At 57.5% G+C, this 24,334-nt stretch carries 21 protein-coding genes; 7 read left to right on the forward strand and 14 right to left on the reverse strand.

Annotation, left to right across the window (positions count from 1 at the left end; all coding sequences use genetic code 11):
- Positions 1–6: 6 nt before the first annotated feature.
- From M1D43_RS31275 to M1D43_RS31320, 10 genes are all read right to left on the reverse strand, one after another.
- Positions 7–711 carry an ABC transporter ATP-binding protein gene (locus M1D43_RS31275; protein WP_498814852.1) on the reverse strand — a complete coding sequence of 235 codons (705 nt, stop codon included), beginning with the start codon at positions 709–711 and terminating at the stop codon, positions 7–9.
- 1 nt (position 712) lies between these two features.
- Entirely contained in the window at positions 713–1,456 is a 744-nt protein-coding gene (locus tag M1D43_RS31280) for an ABC transporter ATP-binding protein (RefSeq protein WP_498814853.1), read from the reverse strand.
- Positions 1,453–2,412 carry a branched-chain amino acid ABC transporter permease gene (locus M1D43_RS31285; RefSeq protein WP_498814854.1) on the reverse strand — a complete coding sequence of 320 codons (960 nt, stop codon included), beginning with the start codon at positions 2,410–2,412 and terminating at the stop codon, positions 1,453–1,455. Before M1D43_RS31285 ends, M1D43_RS31280 begins: the two co-directional genes overlap by 4 nt.
- A gap of 55 nt (positions 2,413–2,467) precedes the next feature.
- Positions 2,468–3,358 (reverse strand): branched-chain amino acid ABC transporter permease, encoded by an 891-nt coding sequence (locus tag M1D43_RS31290; protein WP_498814856.1) that lies wholly within the window; start codon positions 3,356–3,358, stop codon positions 2,468–2,470.
- A 66-nt stretch (positions 3,359–3,424) separates the two neighbouring features.
- Entirely contained in the window at positions 3,425–4,672 is a 1,248-nt protein-coding gene (locus M1D43_RS31295) for an ABC transporter substrate-binding protein (protein WP_498814858.1), read from the reverse strand.
- A gap of 69 nt (positions 4,673–4,741) precedes the next feature.
- Positions 4,742–5,254 (reverse strand): VOC family protein, encoded by a 513-nt coding sequence (locus tag M1D43_RS31300; protein ID WP_498814859.1) that lies wholly within the window; start codon positions 5,252–5,254, stop codon positions 4,742–4,744.
- 262 nt (positions 5,255–5,516) lie between these two features.
- Positions 5,517–6,296 carry an IclR family transcriptional regulator gene (locus M1D43_RS31305; RefSeq protein WP_498814861.1) on the reverse strand — a complete coding sequence of 260 codons (780 nt, stop codon included), beginning with the start codon at positions 6,294–6,296 and terminating at the stop codon, positions 5,517–5,519.
- A 364-nt stretch (positions 6,297–6,660) separates the two neighbouring features.
- Positions 6,661–9,918: an error-prone DNA polymerase gene (locus tag M1D43_RS31310; RefSeq protein WP_498814863.1), complete on the reverse strand. Its 3,258-nt coding sequence runs from the start codon at positions 9,916–9,918 to the stop codon at positions 6,661–6,663.
- A complete protein-coding gene (locus M1D43_RS31315) occupies positions 9,915–11,426 on the reverse strand; it encodes a Y-family DNA polymerase (RefSeq protein ID WP_498814864.1) in 1,512 nt (503 codons plus the stop codon). Before M1D43_RS31315 ends, M1D43_RS31310 begins: the two co-directional genes overlap by 4 nt.
- The gene (locus M1D43_RS31320; RefSeq protein WP_498814865.1) at positions 11,347–12,099 is read right to left on the reverse strand and encodes an ImuA family protein; all 753 of its coding nucleotides are present in this window, start codon (positions 12,097–12,099) and stop codon (positions 11,347–11,349) included. Before M1D43_RS31320 ends, M1D43_RS31315 begins: the two co-directional genes overlap by 80 nt.
- 272 nt (positions 12,100–12,371) lie before the next feature.
- On the opposite strand from M1D43_RS31320, the gene ligD reads away from it, so the two are divergent.
- From ligD to M1D43_RS31335, 3 genes are read left to right on the forward strand one after another with little or no spacing between them, the layout of a single operon-like run.
- Positions 12,372–13,436, forward strand: coding sequence for a non-homologous end-joining DNA ligase (gene ligD / locus M1D43_RS31325; RefSeq protein WP_498814866.1), 1,065 nt, complete (start codon positions 12,372–12,374; stop codon positions 13,434–13,436).
- Positions 13,437–13,493: 57 nt separating this feature from the next.
- The gene (locus M1D43_RS31330; RefSeq protein ID WP_498814867.1) at positions 13,494–14,267 is read left to right on the forward strand and encodes an SOS response-associated peptidase family protein; all 774 of its coding nucleotides are present in this window, start codon (positions 13,494–13,496) and stop codon (positions 14,265–14,267) included.
- 54 nt (positions 14,268–14,321) lie between these two features.
- A complete protein-coding gene (locus M1D43_RS31335) occupies positions 14,322–15,452 on the forward strand; it encodes a DUF3800 domain-containing protein (protein ID WP_498814868.1) in 1,131 nt (376 codons plus the stop codon).
- Here the strand turns inward: M1D43_RS31335 and M1D43_RS31340 are convergent.
- The 4 genes from M1D43_RS31340 to M1D43_RS31355 all read right to left on the reverse strand — a co-directional run bounded on the left by M1D43_RS31340 (position 15,444) and on the right by M1D43_RS31355 (position 18,859).
- Positions 15,444–15,812 (reverse strand): GIY-YIG nuclease family protein, encoded by a 369-nt coding sequence (locus tag M1D43_RS31340; RefSeq protein ID WP_498814870.1) that lies wholly within the window; start codon positions 15,810–15,812, stop codon positions 15,444–15,446. The genes M1D43_RS31335 and M1D43_RS31340 overlap by 9 nt on opposite strands.
- 155 nt (positions 15,813–15,967) lie before the next feature.
- Complete coding sequence (locus M1D43_RS31345) at positions 15,968–16,318, reverse strand: hypothetical protein (RefSeq protein ID WP_498814871.1); 351 nt, start codon at positions 16,316–16,318, stop codon at positions 15,968–15,970.
- A gap of 34 nt (positions 16,319–16,352) precedes the next feature.
- A complete protein-coding gene (locus tag M1D43_RS31350; RefSeq protein WP_498814872.1) occupies positions 16,353–17,495 on the reverse strand; it encodes a C2H2-type zinc finger protein in 1,143 nt (380 codons plus the stop codon).
- 41 nt (positions 17,496–17,536) lie between these two features.
- Positions 17,537–18,859 (reverse strand): AbiJ-related protein, encoded by a 1,323-nt coding sequence (locus M1D43_RS31355; protein WP_498814873.1) that lies wholly within the window; start codon positions 18,857–18,859, stop codon positions 17,537–17,539.
- 331 nt (positions 18,860–19,190) lie between these two features.
- Between M1D43_RS31355 and M1D43_RS31360 the strand changes: the two genes are divergently transcribed.
- The 4 genes from M1D43_RS31360 to M1D43_RS31375 all read left to right on the forward strand — a co-directional run bounded on the left by M1D43_RS31360 (position 19,191) and on the right by M1D43_RS31375 (position 23,845).
- A complete protein-coding gene (locus tag M1D43_RS31360; RefSeq protein WP_498814875.1) occupies positions 19,191–20,324 on the forward strand; it encodes a hypothetical protein in 1,134 nt (377 codons plus the stop codon).
- A 103-nt stretch (positions 20,325–20,427) separates the two neighbouring features.
- Entirely contained in the window at positions 20,428–21,522 is a 1,095-nt protein-coding gene (locus M1D43_RS31365; protein WP_498814876.1) for an ABC-three component system protein, read from the forward strand.
- On the forward strand, positions 21,510–22,001 hold the full coding sequence (locus M1D43_RS31370) for an ABC-three component system middle component 2 (RefSeq protein WP_498814877.1): 492 nt from the start codon (positions 21,510–21,512) through the stop codon (positions 21,999–22,001). The genes M1D43_RS31365 and M1D43_RS31370 overlap by 13 nt, the downstream gene beginning before the upstream one ends.
- Positions 21,998–23,845: a hypothetical protein gene (locus tag M1D43_RS31375; protein ID WP_498814878.1), complete on the forward strand. Its 1,848-nt coding sequence runs from the start codon at positions 21,998–22,000 to the stop codon at positions 23,843–23,845. Before M1D43_RS31370 ends, M1D43_RS31375 begins: the two co-directional genes overlap by 4 nt.
- The last annotated feature ends 489 nt before the right edge of the window (positions 23,846–24,334 follow it).

Here is a 24,334-nt window from a genome sequence, read left to right on the forward strand (position 1 = left end):
CCGGAGCTACATTCCAAGATACGCAGCAGTAACGTGAGGGTTGTTTCGCAGCTCTTCGCTGGGTCCCTGGAGGACCACCTTTCCCTGCTCCAGCACCAACGCATGCTGCGAGACATCAAAGGAAAGCTTGACGTTCTGCTCAATCAGAAGAATCGGGATGCCGGATTGGTTGAGCTTGATGAGAACATCGAATATTCCTTTAACGATCAAGGGGGCCAGACCAAGCGAAGGCTCATCGCAGATTATGAGTCGCGGTTTTGCCATCAAGGCGCGCCCGATGGCGAGCATCTGCTGCTGCCCACCGCTCAGCGTCTGCGCGGCGTATGTCCGCCGCTCCAGAAGGATCGGGAACAGGTCGTATACATGCTCCAGTTCGTTTCGCACCACCTTTCGATCCTTCGCGGTGTATGCCCCGATCATGAGATTTTCTTCGATCGTCAGTCCCGGGAACAACTGGCGCCCTTCCGCAACCTGGATGATGCCCATGCGGACGATCGCCTCCGGTGCCAGGCCGTCAATCCGCTGTCCCTCGAAATAAATCGAGCCGCTCGAAGGAGGAACGATGCCAGACACAGCGTTCACGAGGGTGGTTTTGCCGGCGCCGTTCGCGCCTACAAGCGCCACCACGCTTCCCTTTTCCACAGACAGACTGACATCGAAGAGAGCCTGTGATCGTCCGTAATGGACGTCAATATCCTTCACCTCGAGCATGTCAGTGCTCCTTACCCAGGTAGCTCTCGATCACCTTCGGGTTCTTCCGAACCTCCTCGGGCGGAGCATCCGCGATCTTCTGCCCGGCCTCGAGGACGACGATGCGGTCGCAAATACTCATGATCACCTTCATATTGTGTTCGACCAGAAGCACGGTCACGCCCGTGTCGCGGATGCGTCGCACGATCGACACCATTTCTGCGGATTCCGACGTGTTCAGGCCACCCCACGCCTCGTCCATCAGGAGCAATTTTGGTTCGCTCATCAGCGACCGCGCCAGTTCGGCAGCATGGCGCATGCCAACCGGCATGTTGTGGGTGGGCTCGTCGCGGAGATGCAGAAGCCCAAGCATGTCCAGCAATCTCTCCGCCCGCAGCACATCTTCGCGTTCCCTGGCAGCGCCGAAGAAATCTCGCCACAGGTCTCGCCGGTGTGTGTACGCGCCGAGGAGCACATTCTCCAGGACGGTGCGCTCAGGCTGCAGTGCTGCCGTCTGAAAGGTCCGCGATATCCCATGACGCCCGACGATATGAGGAGGGCGTCTGGTGATATCCCGTTCACAGAACGTCACTCTCCCGGCGGTGGGCTTGTAGAACCCGGTGATGACGTTGAACAGACTGGTTTTGCCGGAGCCGTTTGGACCGATCAGACCGCAGATTTCACCCTGGTGGACACCGAACTGGACATCGCGCAGCGCGGTGATGCCACCGAACCGGAGGCTAACTTCATCCACTCTGAGGATCATGACTGCCCCCCTCGCTTGTTTTTATTGAAGATGTTCGAGAGCTTGCTGCCCACGCCCCGCGGGAGGAAATTCATGAAGAGAATGATGATAAGTCCGTCCAGCACCAGATCCCAGGGATGGAACCGCGTTAGGTAGTTATGCGAGACGGTGAAGAAAACAACGGATACGAGAAGGCCCACAATGCTTTCCAGCCCGCCGACCACCAGGATTGTAAGATAGAAAACGGTGTGGCCGAATCCGAAGCTTTCGGGGCTGACGTATGTTGTGTAGCTGGCGAACAGGGCCCCGGCAGATCCGGCGATCGCAGAACCGATCGCGAAGGCCAGGATACGATGGGCAAATACGTTCACTCCAACGCTCCCGACGATATCCGGGCTGTCACCAAGCGCGAGCCAGATCCGACCGAATGCCGAGAGCCGCAAACGCAGCACGATAAAATAGACGATCAGAGCGACGGCAAGGAAAAGGAAGTAGTAGTCGAATTCGGTCCGAACCTCCCAACCGAGAATGTAGGGACGCGGAATGTCCCGGAAGCCGGCTGTTCCGCCCGTTAGACCTTCAAAGCGCATCATGAGGATGCGGACGATTTCGGCAAATGCAAACGTCACCAGCGCGAGCCAGGGCCCTCGGAAACGTGCGCCCGGAATGGCGACCAGGCTGCCCACGACCGCGCCGATGATCGCCGACAAGCAAATCGAGGGTACGAATCCGAGACCCAGCTTGGCGGTGAAATTTGCCATGGCGTAGGAGCCAATGCCGTAAATCGCGACCTGGCCCAGCGAGAACTGTTTGCTGAAACCCAGGATCGTTATGAAGCCGAGCGCCACGATGGCATTCAGGAACATCTGGACACCGACCCGGAGAACATACTGCTCCACGCCTGTCAGCGGGAACAGGAGCAAGCCCGCAATGATGACTACGTGAAGGGCGACGACCGTTCGGCCGTTTGATTGCATCCCGCTCCCCGAGGCACTGCTCGGAGCGGCGGTGAATGGTGTAGACACGCTTTTCTCAGACACGACGGACACCCTTGTTGGGGAGGAACAGACCGGCTGGCCTGAAAAGGAGGATCAGAACGATGATCACGAAGGCGACGATGTCCTTGTACGTGTAGTCAAACACAAGGGCGCTGGCGTTCTCGAGCACGCCCATCAAAACGCCACCGGCCGCGCTCGCCGGCAAGCTGCCGAAGCCGCCAAAAATGGCCGAAGTGAACCCCTTCAGGCCGAGGGTGCCACCCATGTCGATCGAAATATTGTAGGCGAAGCCCATCATTGTGCCGGCAATACCGGCAAGGACGGCCCCCAGCCCCCAGGATAGATTCACGCAGCGTGCGGTGTTGATCCCGACCAGCGTCGCGCCATGGAAGTTTTCCGCCGTCGCACGCATCGCAAGGCCAAGGCGCGTGTACTTCATGAAGATCTGGAACACGATCAATACGACCACGCCGACGAGCGCCACGATAACGTTTTGCGGGATCAGGATCAGCGAGCCGATGATGATCGGTTCCGGGGAGAAATACTGGGGAAAGCTGAAAGCGTAGGGTCCGAAAATGATCAACGTCAGGTTCTTGATAATCGCGGACAGACCGATGGTTCCGATGAGAACCAGGATATGGTCAAGCTTGTAGAGGCGTCGGAAGGCAATCCTCTCGACAAGCATCCCGAAAGCGGCAATCCCGACCATTGAGACGAGAGCCGCGCCGACAAACCCGCCGGGAACGTGAGAGAGTGCGGTGTAGCAGAAGTAGGCGGCCAGCATTGCAAACTCGCCGATGGCAAAGTTGATCATGTTGGACGTTGAGAAGATCAGGCTGAAGGCCATAGCCATCAGTGTGAAGCCCACACCAACCATGACACCCCAAACCAGCTGGTTCATCACCAAGCCCAGGTCAAATTCCATTACACTCTCCGAGCTAAGTCTAGGTTGGCTGCAGCGCCAAACACGCTGCAGCTCTTGTGACAAACGTCACTGAACGTTGTGAAACTCGTATAGCGACTTGGTATAATCCGGGCCGAAGAAGCGGTCGTAGTTGAGGCGCTTCTCATACAGGGGCTCGTCGATGCGAACGGTGGTCAGGATTTCATCCTTTTCCGGAATGTCCGCTGCCTTCATGACCAGCGCGGTCTTCAAGCCTTCGCCATCACGGGGATCATAAGTGTAGGTTCCGACAGGTGTCGCGAGCCCTCGAGTGTGATGAACAGCTTTCATGACTTCGATGGGGTCGACTGTTCCCGCCCTCTTGATGGCGTCTGCCATGACGAGCACACCGGTCACCGCGCGGCTCATGATTTCCTGGTACAGCCCGGTCTTTTCCTTCAAACGGGCAATCCATTCCTGCGAAAGTGGATCCGTATTCTGTGGAACCATGGGCGTCCCAGCATAAATAATGCCATTTGCCGATGCTCCGAGTTCTGCACGGATTTTGGGATCAGCCGACTGGGCGTCCGTCATCACCACAACGTTTTTGGGAAGGAATTGCCGGACCTGGCGCACCAACGGTCCAAAGCCCGCGCCAGTGGTTGCGACAAAAATTCCGTCGAGTCCCTTCGTGCGGAGCTGGAGCAGCTGAGAGCTGATATCACGGGCCCCTTCATTGTGGCTGACTTCCGTTGCGACATCGTTTCCAGCGCTCTTATAGGCAGCCTTGAAAACGTCACGAGCCGACTGTCCGTAGAAATTGTCGATGTAGAGGATGCCAACTTTTTTCAACGCGAGCTGATCGTGGGCGTACTTCGCAAGCGCCGTCAGGCGAACTTTGTCGGACGAAGCCGAGCGGAAGATCATCCCCTCCCCCTCGACAAGCCATTGCTCGGCAAGGCCATAGCCCCACATGGCAACTTTCTGGTCCTTTCCGACCGGCATGGCAGTGAAGATGACACCACTCGTGCTGCCTGGCTGAAGCGTGTCAACATGATCCTCAAGGACAAGCTTCTTGGCGACCTGAAGACCGAGATCAGGGACCCCGCGATCATCATAAGCGATCATCTCGATGGGCTGGCCAAGCAGGCCGCCTCTCGCGTTCAGCTCATCAATCGCAACCTTGATCGCGTCGACAAACGGCTTGCCGAATGCGGCCGCGTCGCCGGAGAGAGCCGACACGATGCCGAATTTCACCGGCCGGTCGAGCTTTTTCTCCTGAGCCTGCGCAGGCAGGCTCAGGATATATGTGGCAATCGCTAGTACGCCAAACAGTTTCAGGTATCGCTTCCTCACTTTCATCCTCCTCCGAAGAAACGCCAGCATGGCGTGTTGATGTCAAAACGATTATTCGTCTCACGGACATTAGTCGTCTGGGCTGCCGCTGATTCCCGCGGCCGCGAAAGCTGCCTGAAGCCGTTCGGGTGAGGGCTGGAGAATCTCCAGTGTGAAATCGTCCGGATCTTTGAGGTAGCAGGTGTATCCCCCCTTATTGACCCCGCCTGTAATCGCCACCGGCGGGGACAAGAACCTAACGCCCTTGTCTTTCAACTCCTGGTATTTTGCCGGGACATCCGAGACCAGGAATGCCAAATGGGCTGCCCCGATGTTGTTGGGCGTGGTGTCTAGCTTCGTGCCTTTGGGGCCGACATACTCGATTAGTTCGATGACATGATTGGACGCCGGGGCTGGCAGACCGCGGAACCTAAGAAGAGCGGCCTTGAGATGTGCTCCCGGTATCCCGACCAGGGTCTCGGTGTAGCCGTTCGACTGCTCCTGACGGTGAACAACCTCGAAGGAGAAGTTCTCACAATAGAACGCGATCGAGCGTTCGATCTCAGCGACCGTCCACGAGAAATGCCAGGGTCCTAAAATCATCTGCTCTCCCTGCCGAGGCTTCGGCTCCTGCCGCCATGATGGCAACTGCTCTCACCGCGCCTGCACCTTAGGCAATCGCGGCTTCCCGCTCTCCACCAGCCACAAAATAGAGCAGAATGTCAATAGCGACATCAAATAAACATACACGATAGCCAATGAAAACGAAAAAGCATCATTATTTGATGTCTTGTAGGATTATTATAACTTCGCAATCGGATGATCGTGGGCTCGCTAGGGAATTTGTCAGACGCTAAAGAAGCCCTTAGTCGCCAGTCTCTTGAAAACTGGCGATGTTGACCAAGGTGCTTCTGTATCGCTCAAGGTTCTCATAGAACCGCTCTGCCGGAGCGGAAATTCCCAGAACCATGCGGATTGCCCTTCGTGACCCCAGTGGCACTGCCATGCAAGCGAGGCCGGGCGTCCATTCCTCGTGATCGTAGGCGGCAGCCTCCTCCCGAATTTTTACAAAGGCCTCGTCGAGGACTTGCCGTTTGGTAATGGTGTTGGGCGTGCGACCGTTGAGGGGATGGCGGGCAAGATAGTTGTCGAGCGCTTCGGTCGAGAGCTGACTTAGAAGCAATTTCCCGCTTGCGCGGGCATGTGCATCTCCCGCTGCGCCATGTGGAATCTCCTGGGCTGCGATCGCAGAGCTTCCGCGCGCCGATGCCATGACCACAATTTCATCCCCGACCCACCCAACGACATAGGCGGTTTCACCTGTCGCGTTGGCAGCCATGACCGCGTAACGGGACAGTAGGTCTCCTGCACCCAACTGGAGCCGAAAACCCTCTGCGATCGGCGCCACAGCCAACCCGAGCACATAGTTGCTTCCGTTCGCCTTCCGAAGGATGCCCATATTTACCAAAGTATGAACTAGGTGGTAGACGACCTGACGCGGCAAGCCCAGGCTGTCACTAATGGCTTTAGCCGAGACACCCCTCGGAGCCGCGATGGCTACCTCGGTCAGGACGCGGACGGTCCGCGCCGCCGTCTGCACACGTGGCTTCTCTTCCGTTTCCAGAGTTGCCGAGATGTCATTCATAGCTCTATTTATCCGCTTGTGTTGAAGGGGCTCGTCAGCCGAGGCAATGCATTAATAACAGATACGTGCATCATACTGTGATAATTTACAACAGAATTTTAGCAAACGGTTGGCTCCGGAAACATGCCCAGCTATACCGGAAGAAGCTCACGCCTCAGCTGAGCGAAGGTCGCGACCTCCATTTAAGCGGTCGCTCGTGACGTCATCCTCCACATCAACGGCCTGCCCGGAGTGATGGCCTGCCAGATCGTAACCGGGGGGGTCGAATTCCCAACGATGCTAACCGGCAATAGCGGTGTGGACGCCGGCGACGCGGTGAGTTTGCTTCTAGCTGCCGCAACGTGGTTTTTTCAATGGTTCAGCATCAATGAAAATTCCGCGCCTTCACCTTCAGCGTATCGATATGGAGATCGGGCGTGAACATGTCCTGCGGGACAACCGGCTTTGGCCTGCTGTGCGGATCGCGGCCGCCTTCGCCATGGGCAAACTCGTCGCCGCGACCGGTCGGCAGCTTGAACTCGGTATCCCGATCAGCCAGACCGACAAGGTCCGCCGACAGGTCGAACAGCTGCTGTGCGACAAGATGGACGACCTCCCCTTCCCGCTGGATCCGGCCGTTGATCGCCATCATCGAAGAGCCCAACACGACACGCCGCCGCTTCTCGAACAAGGTGGGCCAGACGACGACGTTGGCCGGCCCCGTTTCGTCCTCGATGGTGATGAACATGACGCCCTTGGCCGATCCGGGCTTTTGCCGGACCAGCACCAGGCCGGCCGTATAAACCCACCGGCCGTCCCGCGCGTTCATCGCCTCTGCGCAGGTGACGATATTGCGTGCCGACAGGTCCTTGCGCAGGAACGCAACCGGATGCTGTCTCAACGTCAACCCAGTATGGCTGTAGTCCTCGATGACGTTATGGCCGTTTGTCATTTGCCGAAGAGCAACCTCCGGCTCCTGTTGCTCCGCAATTGCCGCCATCTCACGCTCGGCCGCGGCGGCAAATAGCGGCAATGGCTCATCGCGCAGGGCCTTGATTGCCCAAAGCGCATCGCGCCTTTCGAGTTTGAGCGATGCCAGGAAGGCATCGGCCTCTGCCAACTGGACAAGGGCTTCCGTCGGCACACTGGACCGGCGCCACATGTCATCGACAGACGCGAAAGGGCTGTTCATCCTCGCCGTCACGATCCGGGCTGCGTCTGCCACAGCCAGTCCCTTCACCTGCCGAAACCCGAGCCGGACAGCATGCCGGTCGGTGCTACCGATCTTTTCCAGCGTGCAGTCCCAGCGTGAGCGGTTGACGCAGACCGGCCGCACCTCGACGCCATGCTTGATCGCATCCCCGACGATCTGCGCCGGCGCGTAAAAGCCCATCGGCTGACTGTTGAGAAGGGCTGCGCAAAAGACGTCTGCATAATGGCACTTGATGTAGTTCGATGCATAGGCAATCAGCGCGAAGGACGCCGCGTGGCTTTCGGGGAAACCATAAGAGCCGAAGCCTTCGAGCTGCGAAAAGGTCTTTTCGGCAAACTCCGGCGAATAGCCGTTCTTCACCATGCCGGAGACCAGCTTGTCCTTGAAGCGTGAGACGCCACCGGTGAACTTGAAGGTGGCCATGGATTTGCGCAATTGGTCAGCTTCACCGCCCGTAAAGCCGGCACAGACCATTGCGACGCGCATGGCACTTTCCTGAAACAGCGGCACGCCCAGGGTCTTGCCGAGCACCGCTTCCAGCTCAGGTGTGGGATACTCGACCGGCTCCTTGCCTTCGCGTCGACGAAGGTAGGGATGCACCATGTCGCCCTGGATCGGACCTGGCCGAACGATCGCCACCTGCACGACGAGATCGTAGAAGGTGCGGGGTTTCAGGCGCGGCAGCATCGCCATCTGCGCGCGGCTTTCGATCTGGAATGTGCCGAGCGAATCCGCCTTGCGGATCATCGCATAGGTGGCGGCATCTTCCTGCTTGATCTTCGACAGATCAAGATCCTCGCCCTTGTGTTCGCGGATGAGATCAAAGGCCTTTGCCATGCAGGTCAGCATGCCGAGTGCGAGCACATCCACCTTCATGAACTTCAGCGCCTCGACGTCATCTTTGTCCCATTCGATGATCTGCCGGTCTTTCATTGTCGCCGGCTCGATCGGCACGAGATCGTCCAGCCGGTCGTGGGTGAGGACGAAGCCGCCTGGATGCTGACCGAGATGGCGCGGTGCCCCCATCAGCTGCTGCGCCAGTTTCAGGGTGAGCGCCAGACGGCGGTCGTCGGGGTTGAGATTGAGTTCCCGGATGTTTCTGTCGGGTACTTCCTCCGACCAGGACCACATGCCGGACGACAGCGCCTTGATCACGTCTTCAGGCAGGCCGAGTGCCTTGCCGACATCGCGGATCGCACCCTTGGCCCGGTAGCGGGTGACTGTCGCGCAGAGCGCCGCCTTGTCTCTCGTGTAGGTCTTGTAGATCCATTGGATGACCTCCTCGCGCCGTTCATGCTCGAAGTCGACATCGATGTCCGGCGGCTCGTCACGTTCCTGACTGACGAAGCGCTCGAACAGCAGATCATTGGTCGAGGGGTCGATCGAGGTGATGCCGAGGATAAAGCAGACGGCGCTGTTGGCCGCCGATCCCCTGCCCTGGCAGAGAATGCCCTGGCTTCTGGCAAAGCGTACGATCGAAAACACCGTGAGGAAGTACGGCGCATATTTCATGGTGCGGATGAGATCGAGCTCGTGCCGCACGGTTTTCAAGACATCCGGTGGCAGTCCTTCCGGATAGCGGTCGGGCACGCATTCCCAGACGTAGTGCTCCAGCGAGGCCTGGGCGTCCTTGCCCGGCACGATCGCCTCTTCCGGATATTGATAAGTGAGCTCCTCGAGCGAAAATTTGCAGCGCCGCACAATCTCCATCGTTCGTGCCAAAGCTTCGGGATAGCGCGGAAACAGGCGTTCCATCTCTTCCGGCGGCTTCAGATACCGGTCGGCGTGGCGCTCGCGCTCGAAACCGACATCATCGATCGTGGTGTTGTGCCTGATACAGGTGACGATATCCTGCAACTGCCGACGGCCCGGCTCATGAAACAGCACGTCATTGGTGACGACCGTCTTCACCTTGAACCGTGCCGCCATGTTGGAAATCTCATAGAGCCGCATCTGGTCATTGGGGCGCCGGCGCAGACAGAGAGACACGTAAGCCCGATCACCAAACAGCTGCGCCATCTTGCGAAGCTGTGCGGCGCAGGTGGCGTCCGGCAGATCCGGCACCAGAATGCCGATCATGCCTTCCGAATAGGCGATGACATCATCCCAGTGCAGAATGCAGTTGTCCTTGCCGCCACGCGACTTGCCGAGTGTAATCAGCCGTGTCAGGCGTGAGTAGGCAGCTCGATCCATCGGATAGACGAGCAGCGACATACCGTCGGCCAGATCGAGACGACAGCCGACGACGAGCCGGAGACCTGTGGCGCGGGATGCTTCAAGAGCGCGAACAATCCCGGCCAGCGAATTGCGATCGACGACGCCGAGTGCCTCGATCCCTAAGATTTTGGCAGTCGCGAACAGTTCCTGCGCGGACGAGGCGCCGCGCAGGAACGAAAAATGTGTCGTGACCTGAAGCTCCGCGTAGCTCATGCGAAAATCCCGTGACAGAACCAGCGATGAGAGCCGGTCTCGGGATCGACACCGTCGCCGGAGCGGAACACCCACAGGCGCTCGCCTGCCGCATCCTCAATGACAAAGTAGTCGCGCACGGCGTCCATCTCGGCGTCGCGCTGCCACCACTCCCCGAAAATGCGTTCGGGGCCATCGGCACGCTTGACCTTGCGGCGTTTGCCACGCCAGACGATGGAGACCGGTGGCCGGTCGGGCATCAACGCGATTGCCTCGATCAGCTCCGGATGTGGCAAAAGCCGGACCGGCCGGCGCCAATGGCTGACCCAGGCAACGGCGATCGGCTCAGCAACGGGGCTGATCCGCTGGACGGAGCGTTCCGGCACATCGGAAGCAACCGGTCCGATTCGATAAACCCGTTGGCCACGATTGCCATAGATATCGATCAGCGGGGTGATGTCGGTGACCTCATCCTCGACCAGAGCAGACGCTCTCTGTGTCTCCTCTAAGGGCTCGGCCATAACGGCCACAAGGGTGAGCTTTTCGATCCCGAAGCCCGGCTCAATCTTTTCCGTCCGATCCCGAAACAGTTTTGTCAGCCAGGCAATATCGCGGGCAGGCTTGGCTGTTCCCGCCCGGATCGCCTGTTTCGTGCCATCGACCTTCTCGACAATGAGATCGGCGCGGCGCACGCCAAGCCCGCGCTTCTGGAGTTCACCGACGAGTTGCACGACAAGGCGACCGACATATTTGTTGATCGTCTCGGCTGCCCCGATCGATTCGGCAAAGGCTTTTGAGACTTCAACCAGCTCGGAGGTGCGGATGGGCTCGATCGGCTCGGCAACACGACAGAGCATCTGGTCGAGACGGCGGCCAACTTCCGGACCGAAGCGGAGAGTGAGCGGCGCCCGCGGGGTGTTGGCAAGCTCGCCGATCGTCTGGAAACCAAGAATGCGCGGGTCAGCGACAATCTTAGCAGGCAGGCGCAGAAGCGAGATCGGCAGCTTCTCTACGGCGCGGACCGTCTCGCCGGGGGGAACAACGATCGTCTCGCGACTGATCGCACGAGCACAGGCATGGGCCGCACCCCAGCTGTCGGCGACCGCCACACGCGCTGTCAGCTTTCTTGCCAGGAACCGGTTGGCGATGCCAGTCACCATCGGCAGCTCGCCGCCCTGCAGATGGTCAGCGCCTTCGGTATCCATGACGATGCCGTCGACGCCATCAACGGCGACGATTGGCGAATAGATTGTGAGCGCCCAGAGCGTGATGCGTTCGAGTGCGGCTCGATCGGCTTCGGGGTCCGCGTCAACCAGCATCAGGCCGCGAAACAGCGACTGCGCCTTTGCCGCCGCCATGCCGACATGCACGCCGGCCTTACGGGCAGACGCATCAGCAGCCGACACCCACCGCTTTGAGCCGCTTCTGGCGATCACGGCGATGGGCTGCTCAGGCGGAATAGAAGGATCGGCCCGACGAATGCGATCCGTCGGCAGATCCGGAAGAAAGATCGAGACGACCCTTGTCATCGCACGCCCTCACGAGAAACTCAGCACACTCACCCGCTTTCACGCGCATCAATTCCAGAAACCATTGAGCCCTGCCCACCCCCGGTACCGGCAACTCTTCGGACGGCATCACACTCACCCGCCATCTGGTTGTCGAGGCCGTGGGTTGTCCGAAGTCATTTGCCTCTGTCTGCCGCCGCCATCGGCGGACCGCGAGAGCCATCGTTCCCGTGCGCTCGGCAGCCAGCTGGAGCCGCCGGGAGCTGACCATGGGCAGGCGCACAAGCTCGCCGACGACGGCGCCGAGACCGCCAAAGGACAAGCCTTCCTCCATATTGGCCAGCACGTCCTCTTCCCTGTCGGACTCGACGAAGATGACGCGGTCGGGATGCAGGCCAACCTGGGCAAGAGCTGGAAAGAACAGATCCGGCCGCGTCAGGCACCAGATGACGGGGCCTTTCGTTCGCGCGGCAATGCCGGCAACACAAAGGGCGGCGGCCGCTCCATCGACGGTGCCTGACCCGCCGCCTGCAAACTCATGCAGCGCCCCATAGGCAAGGCCACCCCCAGGCAGCGCTGCATCGATCTCGGGAACGCCGAAGGAAAGCGTTCCGGCCCGTTTCGCGGATACGCCCTCCATCGACGCGATGCGGTCGCGCAAGTCGCAGATCACCCTGTTGCGGGCAGCAGTCATCGTTCACGGCTCCCTTCAAGGTCGTGTTCAAAGGATCGACATCATGTCGTGCGGGCTGTCTGTTCATTGTTTGTTCTCATGCCACCCAAGAGTCAAGCGCCATGAAGACTAGGGATCTTATCCTAGCATTAGCAAACCCGAAGAATTCGAAGTGGAATCAAACCTCTAAGGCAAAAACTTTTTTGCAGCGCTTCCGGGCCCCCTAAAAAGAGTAGCGGGAACAGGTATGCGATTGTGCAACGTTCGTAAGGTTTTTGTGCTTAACTGTCGGAATGACGACGCCCCGGACATCAAAGCCGCTCCTTCGTGATACCGAAGCCCCGATCCGCTCAAAGCCGCGGCGGAAGCACAACCCGGCGCAGCCACAGCTTCTGTTCGATCCCATGCCTGACCGCGTCGAGCCGGCCCTGGCGCAGCTGAAGGCCCGGCCTCCGCAAGGCGACCAATGGAGCTGGGAGCTGAAATGGGACGGCTATCGACTGGCGGTCCACATCGAGCCGCAAGGGGTGCGCATCCTCACGCGTGGCGGCCATGATTGGACACATCGGTTTCCGGCCATCGCAGAGGCAGCCCGAGCGCTTGGGCCGGCGACGATGATCTTCGATGGCGAGGCCGTTGTGCTCGATGACGAGGGGAGACCGGATTTTGGGCTCTTGCAGCAGTCACTCGGCGCCTCCGGTAAGAAGGCTGGCACTCGCGCTTCTGAGGCTATCCTTTACACTTTCGACCTCGTTTATCTCGACGGCCATGATCTGCGTGGAGTTGAGTACCGGTCGCGCCGCCATCTTCTCGAGGACGCTTTGAGCGGCTCAACAGGTGACCAGAATGGGGCCATCCGCCTTTCGGAGACGCTTGACGCGGACCCGGTGGTCCTACTTGAGCATGTCTGCCGCCTCGGCCTGGAGGGCATCGTCGGCAAACACCTCGATCAGCCCTACCGCTCCGGCCGGACCGGTGACTGGGTCAAGATCAAATGCGTCCAGAGCGAAGCTTTCCTCGTAGTCGGCTATGAGACCTCCACGGCGTCGCCCGGCGGCTTCGCCTCGCTGGTGCTTGCCGCTTATCGCGGTCATGAGCTCGTCCATGTCGGAAGCGTGGGTACAGGCTTCCGGCAAGCCGAGATGATCAGGCTGCGCAAGATGCTGGACAGACTGCGGTGGAAGCGGAAGCAGCCGCCTGTTTCCTATTCCGGAAACGCCGATATCGTCTGGGTCGAGCCGACCCTGATCGCCGAGATCGAGTTTCGGGCCTGGACCACGGACGGCAAACTGCGACACCCTTCCTACAAAGGTCTGCGAGAACGCCAGGACAACGCCGACGTCTTTCGCCTTGACTAGCGATCGGTGACATCCGCTAGATTGCTCCGCTCGACCTGGCGAAGTGGATGGCGTGGAATGTGCAATCTTTACCGGATGGAAGACAAGGACTGGGTCTCGAAATGGGCCCAGGATGCCGAAAGCCTGATCAACCTGATGCCGGCCTATCAGATGAACCCCGACCAGATGGGACCGATCGTCCGCAACACTGCGGATGGAAAGAAGCAGCTCGTGCATGCGAGATGGGGCTTGCCCTCCCCTCGCTTCACACTCGAGAAAGCAGCCAAAGCCAAGGCCGAGAAGCTCGCAGCGAAAGGCAAGCCCTTCGATCTTGAGGAGCTGATCCGCATGGAGGCCGACCGCGGGACGACCAGCGTGCGTAAGCTCAATTTCCCGCACTGGACGCGTTGGTTCGGCGTCGAACATCGATGCCTCGTCCCGGTCACAAGCTTCGCCGAGCCGGATCCGGCGAGCAAACAGGAAGGCGGAAATGTGCCCAATGCCTGGTTTGCCCGCGATGAGGCAAAGTCGCTGATGTTTTTTGCCGGCATTCACGTGTCGCAGTGGAAGAGCGTCCGGAAGGTCAAGGATGGCCTGACGACAGATGATCTTTATGGTTTCCTGACCACGGATCCGAATGATCTCGTGAAGCCAATCCACGAGAAGGCCATGCCTGTCTTGCTGCTGACGCCGGAAGAAACTGACGTCTGGATGCGAGCGCCTTGGGACGAGGCGAAAGAGCTTGCCCGCCCGCTTCCGGACAATGCACTCGTCATTTCGTCTCGTGAGCCCTATGGTTCGTCGATTGTCGCAAGAGACGGCGAACCACTGCAGCGGGCAATGCCAGAATAACTGCACCCGTTTCAGATCGCCTTCGTTCCAGTTCGGACGCAACGTTAGGGAACAATGTATTACTTTATTGATGAAAGCGGAAACACGGGCCTCAACCTATTTGATGCCAACCAACCCAAACTCTATTACGGGGTGCTCGGCTGCTCAGCGAACCTGGATATCATCGCAGAGCCGTTGCTCGTGGAGTTGAGGAAAGTGCTAGGTGTCAAACGAATCCATGCGGCCGAACTTGGCGCTGGACGCTTGATCCCCATTGCCCAGCGAATTGCATCATTCAGCAGGAAACATGACCTCCGTTTCTCGATGCTCAAAGTGACCAAAGCTGACCATGCTATCATCTGCTTCTACGATCAGGTTTTCGACTCAGGTATCAATGAAGCAGTGTCGTGGCACCACTACTTTACCCCACTTCGCTACGTGATGCTGTTCAAGATAGCTTCGCTGTTTGACGATCAACTTAGGAAAGACGCGTGGGCCGCCCGAAGGGAAGTCAACACCGCCAAATGTGCTGAAGCACTCGTCACTCTCTGCAACACATTGCTCTCCCGAGTGAATCAGCTTCCCGATCAACGATCTCGCGATCTCGCAACCGGAGCACTGAAATGGGCTGCAGCCAACCCATTCGAGATAGGTTATGGCGCAGGTAACCATGACACCGCCCTCCAAATCTCACCCAACCTCGTGGGGTTTCAACAGGTTATGCAGGTTATGGCGGTGCAATCCGTGAGGAAGGGGCGACCTGTCCGAAAAATTACTGTCGACCGCCAGACCGAATTCAACAAAGCTCAGGGGGAATTGGCAGCTTGGTATGAAAGCTTGCGGGCGGCGAAGCACAGTACCGATATGGGACCAGGCATGCCGAGGTTCGACTATTCTATGATGCCCGAGGTCCCGCCTACGTTCACCCCTGGCGACGAAAGCGCAGGGCTGGAACTGGTCGATGTCACGCTTTGGATTGCAAAGCGAATGGAGGAGGGGAAAGCACTTCCTGTCGAACTACGCGAAATTTTTGCCAGTCAAGCCAAGCGCGGACTGGTCGATGAAGTGTCGCTCGACGCGCTTGACAAGCGCTGGCGCCACTTACTCCATTTACCAGAGCCCGATAAACCACTACCTCTCGAGCTAGAAAAACATTTCGTCGACGTGGAAGAGAAACGAAAAGCGGTCGTGGCTGCGCTAGAATAGGAACGCGGTCTTAATGTGTATCGAAATCATTGTATGGAGAACCGCAGACAACCGACACATAAACCTCAAGTAGGCATTGACGCGTTGGGTCCGTTTCCGCAACGAATTGGAATTCCATTCGCCTGATACGTTCGATTGCGTTGGCAAAAGCTTGGGCGAACTCTGGTTGAGCAGGAGGCGGGCACGAGAAGTCTCTCCCTGCCGATAATCGGATCGGTGAAAGCCGCTAGCCTCGCGGGCGAGTTTGAACGCAAACGGAGCACCATTGTGGCCGCTCGATTCCCGAGTGTGCTGACCGTAGCGCTTGCGTACGTTGCGGGTGCGGCCGACATAAAGGTTCTTCCCCGATTCTGAAAACATATAGACACCTGACCCTGGAAATTCCGGACGAAGGATAGCGTCCGTTACTGCCTCTTGGGCTAAAAGGGCTTCAATGATTCAATGATTCAGGTTCTCGGTAAAAGCCCCGAACGCTTCGTGCATTTGTTGCTCGTCCTTTCGAAAAGGCAATCGGCTCAATCGTCCCATTCGCTGCGGCGTCCAGGCGGCCTCGTAGTGGCAGTGCGCCAAGGCTTCAACCCTCGTTCTCCGCGCCGCGTCTCCTTCTCGTCTTTGCCGAAAGCGACAACCGTCATCACATCAACATTCCGATACTTCTGGCTGATGTCCCAATCCCAATCGAAGCTGACCGTTTCCCCCTTAAAAACGAACTTGCCCGACCAGGCCGCAAGAAACGAATAGTTCTCTCCGCCAATCGTCATGACGTGCTGATGCCACGCCTTCTTGTTTCCACCGCGGCTCGGCGGCCGAGACTTGTCTTTAAGATATACGCCGTAGTGCTCAATCTCAGCCCTCTCAATTTTCAAACTGATGTTCTCCCGTTTGCATTCAACACAGCCACTATCTTATGAGATGGGCACAACCCTGCTTAATCAAAAAAGCCTTCATAGGCTCCGAGATCGGTGGTTCGATGTCGAAAGCACCGAAGCGCTGGTGGAACCGATCCCACTGATGGCCGAGCCTGCCTTCGCGGCGCGCAGAAGGGCAAAGCCATATCCAATCCAGTCGCCACGGACGACCCATGGTCTCCCGCTGCGGCCGGAATGCACATGCACCTACGATCCTTACATTTTCATCCACAAAGAGAAACGCGACACCATCGGGATCGTGCTCGACCGACCACTGGACGAAATCATATCCAAACTCGCGTCGGAACAACCGGGCGCGCTCATAGACCTCCGCCCGTTTCCATTTCGGGGCATCGGCGCCCACCCAGACCGCATCAAGGTCGCGCTCGAGCGCTTCTGCCAACTGCCGGTGCGGATTGGGATCAACGACAGCCGACCAGCGGCGATGAGATTTTCGGTGTTCGCGCTCGTCCGTCGGCGAGCCCTGAATATAAGTCACACCACAGTCAGGGCACTCGGCGGATTGCATTGGAGGCGGCTTGCGATATTTGGGCGCGTGGACAGAAAGCGTCATCGGGACCCCGTCGTCGTCCATCCTGTACTCGATCCGGTAGCCACTTTCCGTCTTGAATTTTGAGGTATTCATGCCCCGCCAGGGCCGGTGCGGGGTGGTTAGGGTGATCGGCGACATACGATGGCGGTTGCCTTCATAGAACAGGACGGAGATTTCCTCGTCCGTGAGATATGGCCGCCCCTCAAGATTCGATTTGAGTCGGCTACACAACGACGACACATCGATGCTGAAACCAAGCCGCTCGAGCCAGATACAAAGTGCCGTGGCATCGGTCGCTGCCAGTCGGCGAAACCCCAAGACATCCTCACTTCGTCGTTGAGGGCGAGGATAGACCGACCTGTGAGGGATATTGAGCATAGACGCGACTTCTGCCGGATCGACTACCGCCGGAGGATCCATTCTGCGGTCGAGAGCGAACAAAATATCTTCCAACTCCGTGTCCGATACCCATCCGTCTTCGACCAGGCGATCCTCAATACTTCTGGGAATGGCAGACGACTTCGGCGTTGGGCACTGCAGCGCCCGCCACAATGCCTCAATCTTTTCAGGCTCCAGCTCCATCCCTCAATCCCCTGTCGACAATGACCGAATCTGAACTCGATCTAACCCGGATCAATTCCATTCGCCCTGAAGAGCCGCTCGAAAAACGACGTCAAGCGGGCGATATGGTCACGCCTGACCATCTCGTTTGCTCCAAAACGGAAGATTTCGTAGCCGGCGAGACGTAGCTCCCGATCCGCGGAAACCATATTCGCATAGACATCCAGCGAAGGTTTATCGTCTTTGCTGAAATGCCGCTTGCCGTCGACCTCGATGACAACGCGCTGTCGCTGCGGCAAAAGCAACAGGAAATCCATACGCTGGCGAGGCAAAGGTAGGCGAGCGCGAAGCAGTTTCACGACCGCCGGGTCATAGTGCAAATAGACCTGCGGTATGAGCGCCGGAAGCCGCGCCCCCATGCGTTCCCGGAACGCCTTAAAATAGGTGGCGAAGAGATTTCGCTCCCCGTCAGACATGAGAGATTGCTGCAGACGTGCGCCAAGGTTCTTCGCAACGTCCCCTTCTTCTCGCTCCGGATGGTCACGCCACCAATCGACCAGATCGGTCCACAAAAGCCCTTCTGTGCCCAGAGGCCGATCATAGATCAGGCAGCTCTCCCGTCCCGAGAGCACCACTATTTCGTTGTTGATGGCATCCGCAAAGCCAAGCTCAGGCTTTGGTCCGCGTGACGCGAAGATCAGGTTCTTTGCCTGGCCAGCAACCCCACGGCGGATCGCTTGCAATTCGTAGACAGGAAAACTCGACTCTTGGTCGGTGACCGTCAGATGATAACCGTCGCGAGCAACGATTTTGTTGAGCTTATCGACGATGGCGACCTGATCGGCGCCGCGTCGCGCCAACGGGTGGACAGCCATTTCTATCAGGTCCGCAAAGCGGGCGCGCGAACAGTGGAGGGCGCCGATCTCTTGGAAGAGAAATTCGACGGTCCAGTCCATGTCGTTCTCGACCATATGCTTTTCAATGCGATGGCGAAGGCTTTTGTCGGAGGTACCAAAGAAACTCTCGAAAGGGTCGCTGATGACAAATAGCTGCCCGATCATTTCGACTAAAGGCCTGTCGCCAGCAAGATCGTAACCGAAGGCTTTGGCAACATCTCGCCGCGTGATTTCGGTGATTGGCGGAGAACCTCTCTCGAGAACCACCCTCGCTGCCTCGTCCAGATCAATGTCGTCGCTCCGGGCCGACAGCGAGAGCGCGAAATCAGCGATTTCCTTTTCCGATCTCGCTTCGAACGCCGCGTCGATACGCTGACGTTTTGACATGCCCTCGGCTACTGGGATGGAAAATCCCAGCTCCTTGGGCAAACCATTCGTCAATTGATCATGCGTCATCGCCTGGAGTTTGCTCGCCAGCAAATCGTACAAGTTCGCTCCCATGTCCCCGTTCATGCCCTCCAACAAAACAACAACACCGCGAACGGCTCAAATGCGGCTGATGGCAGGTAGTAATGCCTGATCGACGCACCAAGCTTCAACTGTTAGAAACAACTATTGGCTTCTGGATGAGCCACTGAAACCGCTCTTTAGTGGCCATTATGAGCTCGACCAACGACAGCAGCTCTGAACTTGAAGTTAAGCACATGGTTCGATTTTCGCTTGGAACTCACTTAAAGTGAGATTCCCATCGACGAGGTACGCCGGCCTTCCAGGCTTAGATGAACTCGTCCATTTTTGAACCGTTCCCCAAAGGTGGTCTGTGAGCGAAGCGGAGCAATCTGAACCGCCTAAAAGGCAGAAGGCTTTTGATCTGTTGGCGTCGGTGGCGGCCTTCGCACGTAAGAATGGCGTCAATCTCGGCGATCCGAGCTTGGTCGATCGCTTCATGGCTGACGCCGCGCCGCGATTGCGGGAAGCTCTTGCCGATCCGGCGCTGATCCACGGATCGAGGGTCGAGCGCCTATTCGAGGCGACGGTGATAAGCCTCGGGCAATTTAAGCTCCTGAAGACCGAGGACGTCGGTCGCGTCCATGCGGCGGAGACCATGCGTGCTCCGGACTTCCGCGTCGTCCTGGATGATGGTGAGCAATGGCTTGTGGAGGTAAAGAACGTGCGGAATACGGACCCCTCCAAGCAGGAGTTACGGATGTCGCGGAAGTACCTCGAGTCGGTGCAGGTCTACGCGGATGCCGTTCGCACGCCGCTCAAGCTCGCGATCTACTGGTCGGCGTGGAGGTTCTGGTCGCTGATCTCGCCGGATCGCTTTCGGACAAGTAGCGGAGGGCTGCGCGTCTCGATGCAGGAGGCCATGCTCGCGAGCGAATTCCGGCGGCTCGGAGAGAAACTGATCATGACCAAGCCGCCCTTGCGCCTTGTGCTCGGCGCTGCGACGGACTTGCCGCGGTCTGTCAGCGACGAGGGCCTAGCAAACTTCATCATCGCATCGGCAAAAATCTATAGTGGACACGCCGAGCTGACTGATCCGAAAGATCGCAAACTCGCCCAGATTTTCCTTCTTTTTGGCGAGTGGGAAGTGGAAGGACCTATCGCATGTATGGAAGGTGGTCAGATCGCCGGCGTCGAATTCGTCGCCAACCCAGTCGAGCCGACACATCAGGGATGGGAAGGGATCGGCATGGCGAGCCGGATCTTCAGCAGCTTTTATGCTGACCAGACGATTGAAGGTGACCAAGTCATCCAGCTCGATGGTGAACCGACGCCGGACTGGTTTACCCCACTGGCGAACTGGGATTTCAAGAACAGCAAGTTGCCGCTGCTTCTCGGCGTCATCGAGCCGCCCGCGCCTTCTGAACGTGTTAGCGACGGCTATCGCGATCACACACGATCAGGGGTCGACCATTTCGAGAGACAGAATTCAGTTGAAAAAGAATGAAACATAAAGACCGACCGATATACTTCGGGTTGCATCTGTCACTGTTACTGTTATGACTAAATCCTCTACATAATTGCAATTTTGCTTCGAGCTCCAGGCTGAAATGCAGGTCTCTTTGATATCATTACAGAGTGCGGTGAAAGAGTTGCCATCAGCCAGAATTCTGCTGGCCAACGAGTTTGAGAACGGCCCGAAGATCGATCCTCTCAAAATCATCCAGATTTACGACGCTAGCGAGTGGGAGACGTTCATCGACGAATGGATCCACTCGCTCACGTCCACGTATGTCAGCGTAATGCGCCCGACCGGAGCTGGCGATAAAGGAATAGATATCGCTGGCTTCTGCGACGCCGACCAGCTACTCGGCACCTGGGACAATCACCAGTGCAAGCACTACAATTCACCCTTGAGCTTCGGTATTGTCGCGCCTGAGATTGGGAAAATGCTATGGTACTCGTTCTCAGGAGAATACAAAGCGCCGAGAGCTTGCCGGTTCATCGCCCCGAAAGGCGCCTCGACATCATTATCTTTGTTGCTCGCCAACGCGGATAAACTGAAGGCGAAGGTACTAGCGGAATGGGACAAAGCCATCTCCGGAAAAATCACTTCAACTGGGCCGGTCACTCTGGAGGGAAAGTTTCTCGACTATGTTAGAGATTTTGACTTCCGGATCTTCTCAGCTGAACAGCCTCGAACGATAATCGAGGCCCACTCCAAGACTCCCTACCATCGGGGCCGGTTCGGTGGTGGATTGCCATCCCGCCCGCGACCAGACGCAGTTCCCGTTGAAATTGGAGAGGCAGAAGCGACTTACACGAGCAAACTGCTCGATGCCTACGCAGAGCACAAGGGCGAGACAATCAATGCGGCCTCGCACCTCGATAAGTGGGCTAATTTGAAGTCCCATTTCCAGCGTTCTCGCGAGGCGTTTTACCATGCGGAGTCGCTGAGGGTTTTCGTGCGCGAGAAGGTTGAGCCTGGGACCTTCGAGGGATTGCAGACCGAAATCCTAGAGGGGGTTTTGGACACTCACGATGGAGAACATTCGGACGGTTATGCGCGAGTCATAGCCGTGACCGAGAAAGCGCAGGCCATGGTTCTCGATGCTCATCCGCTGAACAGGAGCGCTCTACCCATCGATCGCCGGGGCATCTGTCATCAGCTTTCGAATGACGGGAAACTAACATGGCGACGCTAATGCCTTTGGCCTCGGCGTTCAACGGTCCGTTCGAAACGGGCGTGAGGGCGGTTTTTGTTCTGCACGCGAATTTCCCCCGGGCGGTGGATCTGAACCGGCTGACCGCTATGGACTATCTTGTCGTGAGAACAAGCGTACTCGATGGACCAGCGGACTTGCATCCCCCGACACCGATCATGTCACCTGTCACCCAAGTTCGAAGAAAGTCCGTACAGTCCGCAGTGGCGCTGATGATGTCCCGAGGGCTAATCGAACAGGTTGTCGATCAAAGCGGGATCCTGTTTCAGGCAGGAGACAACGCGGAGTTTTTTGTCACCTCACTTCAGACACCATACCTTCGACAATTGTACGATAGAGCCGAATGGCTCTCAGATTACTTCCAGAACTACAGAGATGAGGATTTTGACCAATTAATGCGCAATCTCCTCACCAATTGGGTATCTGAATTTCAAGACGAAGCGTCCGGACCGGCAATATGACATATTCAGGTTTCCAGATTCGTTATCTCTCCTTTCACGGCACAGACAGAAAATCGGCTGTCGTTTCGTTCCAGTCCGGCCTCAACGTCGTCTACGGGGCTTCCGACACCGGGAAGTCGTACATTGTTGAAGCGATCGATTTCATGCTCGGGGGCAAGGGCCCGCTTCCCGATATTCCGCAGGCAAAAGGCTATGATCGCGTTTTGCTTGCCATCGCTTTCGACGACGGATCGGAAACGACATTGCTCAGAAGCATGGCCGGAGGACAGTTCCAGGCATTCGAGGGTTTGCATACGTCGATCCCGGATGCAGAGGGCAGCTCCCTTGGCGAAATACACAACGAGCGCGATGAGACGAACCTCTCGTCGTTTCTTCTTTCCAAGATCGGCCTTGCAGGGAAGCGGATCAAAAAGAACGCAAAGGATGAAACCCAGGCCTTGAGCTTCCGCAACCTCGCGAGGCTGGCGATCGTAAACGAGGAGGAGATAATCCAGAAGCGTTCGCCACTGTCTGATGGAAACTACACGGCAAATACGGCTAACACTTCCGTTTTTACGATGTTGTTGACCGGCGTCGATGACACAGCTCTCCTCTCACGCAAAAGCACCTCCGCCGAGGAGCAGAAGCGCTTGGCGCAAATCGATCTTCTCGATCAGCTGATCACGGACGCTCAAAAACGCATCACGACGATTTCCGGATCACGCGACGAACTGTCTGATCAGGAGGACCGGCTTGCGAAAGCGATGGACCAGCGAGCCGAACAGCTTGCTTTCACCGAAGAAAAGTTCAAGGCGATCTCGATCAAGAGGCGGGCCATTATCCAAAGGCTCGAAACGACCAACGATCGATACACAGAAATCGCCACTCTGCTCGAGCGTTTCAATCTTTTGCGAGAACACTATGATTCGGACTATGAGCGTCTACTCGGTATCCGGGAGGCGGGAAGCTTTTTCTCGGTTCTCGAACAGGAGGTTTGCCCCACCTGCGGTGCCTTGCCCGACCATCACGATCCCAGCGCGGTCTGCCACGGCGAAGTCGAGGTGACCGTCCTGGCGGCCGAGGCGGAGATGCAGAAAATTGAGTCTCGTCAATCCGAGCTGATGACGACGATCGCAGCGTTGAAGGCGGAGGCGCAATCCATCCAGAAGTCGCTTCCCAGTATGAAGAATTCACTGAGCGAACTCTCGATTGAGATCGAAACCGTCGTATCGCCAGACCTGCGAAAACAACGTGCAACATACAAAGAGCTCGCCGACAAGGGCGCGAATGTGCGCGAGGCGCTCGGGCTCTTTGCCAATCTGAGTGATTTGACCAGTCGTAAAGCCGCCTTGGAACGGCAGAACGAGGGGGACTCTGGCGATGCCACGTCCAACAATCGTCTGACCAGCACCGTTGTGGCCCCGTTCGCGGAACACGTTGAAAGCGTGCTCAAAACGTGGGGGTTCCCAGGTGTCGAACATGTGCATTTTGATACCAATTCGAAAGACCTCATCATTTCCGGGAAGGCCAGAACCTCTTACGGGAAAGGGCTTAGAGCAATCACGCAATCGGCTTTCACGATTTCACTTTTGCAATACTGCGCTGACAACAACCTGGCACATCCGGGGTTCGTAGTGCTTGATTCTCCTCTCCTTTCCTACCGCGAGCCTGATGGGGCAGAGGACGATCTGAGCGAGACAAATCTGAATGGAAACTTTTACCGGTACCTTCTTGGCCTCGAAAGCGACCGACAGGCGATCATAGTTGAGAACATGGATCCTCCGTCGGATGTCGAACTCGGCAACCGGGTCATTCATTTTTCTGGAATGGATGATGAAGGTCGCTTCGGCCTTTTCCCTCGCTAACGCTCCTCCGCATACGAATATGCCGCGCCAAATGAGAAAATCTCTGTGATCGTCCGAAAATACCTGCGATGCCTGACATGCGATCAAGCCCATATGCTTCGCATAGCCATTGGCGATGCACTGCGACAGCCGCATCACTTCGAGTGTAGGAACTGCGGAGAGGAACTTGAGGTCGTGCTCACCCTTGGGACCGGAAGCGGCGAAGGGGCATTTGCATGTTCCGACAACGCTGAGTTCAGCGACGAAGCTGCCGGAGCCCTTACTGTCAATCTGGACCCCAACTTTGTAATTCCAAAAGGGCAGGCAAATTCACCGCTGTCATTTCCTCGGCTTGAGCAAATGAGGACGATGGTCAAGGCCATGGATTCGCGCGGTATATCGCTCGATCAAATGGCCCGAGCCTCGCGCGAACGAGGACCGATGCGGGTTTCGGAAAAGTCCGGACAGGATTTCCGGTAATCTCCGGACACAGTTTTCAGTAATTCCCGG

Source organism: Ensifer sp. R1-3 (assembly GCF_056739175.1).

Coding starts and splice junctions, on each gene's coding strand:
- M1D43_RS31275 (WP_498814852.1), bottom strand. CDS start 711: ATGCTCGAGGTGAAGGATATTGACGTCCATTACGGACGATCACAGGCT.
- M1D43_RS31280 (WP_498814853.1), bottom strand. CDS start 1,456: ATGATCCTCAGAGTGGATGAAGTTAGCCTCCGGTTCGGTGGCATCACC.
- M1D43_RS31285 (WP_498814854.1), bottom strand. CDS start 2,412: ATGCAATCAAACGGCCGAACGGTCGTCGCCCTTCACGTAGTCATCATT.
- M1D43_RS31290 (WP_498814856.1), bottom strand. CDS start 3,358: ATGGAATTTGACCTGGGCTTGGTGATGAACCAGCTGGTTTGGGGTGTC.
- M1D43_RS31300 (WP_498814859.1), bottom strand. CDS start 5,254: ATGATTTTAGGACCCTGGCATTTCTCGTGGACGGTCGCTGAGATCGAA.
- M1D43_RS31305 (WP_498814861.1), bottom strand. CDS start 6,296: ATGAATGACATCTCGGCAACTCTGGAAACGGAAGAGAAGCCACGTGTG.
- M1D43_RS31310 (WP_498814863.1), bottom strand. CDS start 9,918: ATGAGCTACGCGGAGCTTCAGGTCACGACACATTTTTCGTTCCTGCGC.
- M1D43_RS31315 (WP_498814864.1), bottom strand. CDS start 11,426: ATGACAAGGGTCGTCTCGATCTTTCTTCCGGATCTGCCGACGGATCGC.
- M1D43_RS31320 (WP_498814865.1), bottom strand. CDS start 12,099: ATGACTGCTGCCCGCAACAGGGTGATCTGCGACTTGCGCGACCGCATC.
- ligD (WP_498814866.1), top strand. CDS start 12,372: ATGACGACGCCCCGGACATCAAAGCCGCTCCTTCGTGATACCGAAGCC.
- M1D43_RS31330 (WP_498814867.1), top strand. CDS start 13,494: ATGTGCAATCTTTACCGGATGGAAGACAAGGACTGGGTCTCGAAATGG.
- M1D43_RS31335 (WP_498814868.1), top strand. CDS start 14,322: ATGTATTACTTTATTGATGAAAGCGGAAACACGGGCCTCAACCTATTT.
- M1D43_RS31340 (WP_498814870.1), bottom strand. CDS start 15,812: ATGTTTTCAGAATCGGGGAAGAACCTTTATGTCGGCCGCACCCGCAAC.
- M1D43_RS31350 (WP_498814872.1), bottom strand. CDS start 17,495: ATGGAGCTGGAGCCTGAAAAGATTGAGGCATTGTGGCGGGCGCTGCAG.
- M1D43_RS31365 (WP_498814876.1), top strand. CDS start 20,428: ATGCAGGTCTCTTTGATATCATTACAGAGTGCGGTGAAAGAGTTGCCA.
- M1D43_RS31370 (WP_498814877.1), top strand. CDS start 21,510: ATGGCGACGCTAATGCCTTTGGCCTCGGCGTTCAACGGTCCGTTCGAA.
- M1D43_RS31375 (WP_498814878.1), top strand. CDS start 21,998: ATGACATATTCAGGTTTCCAGATTCGTTATCTCTCCTTTCACGGCACA.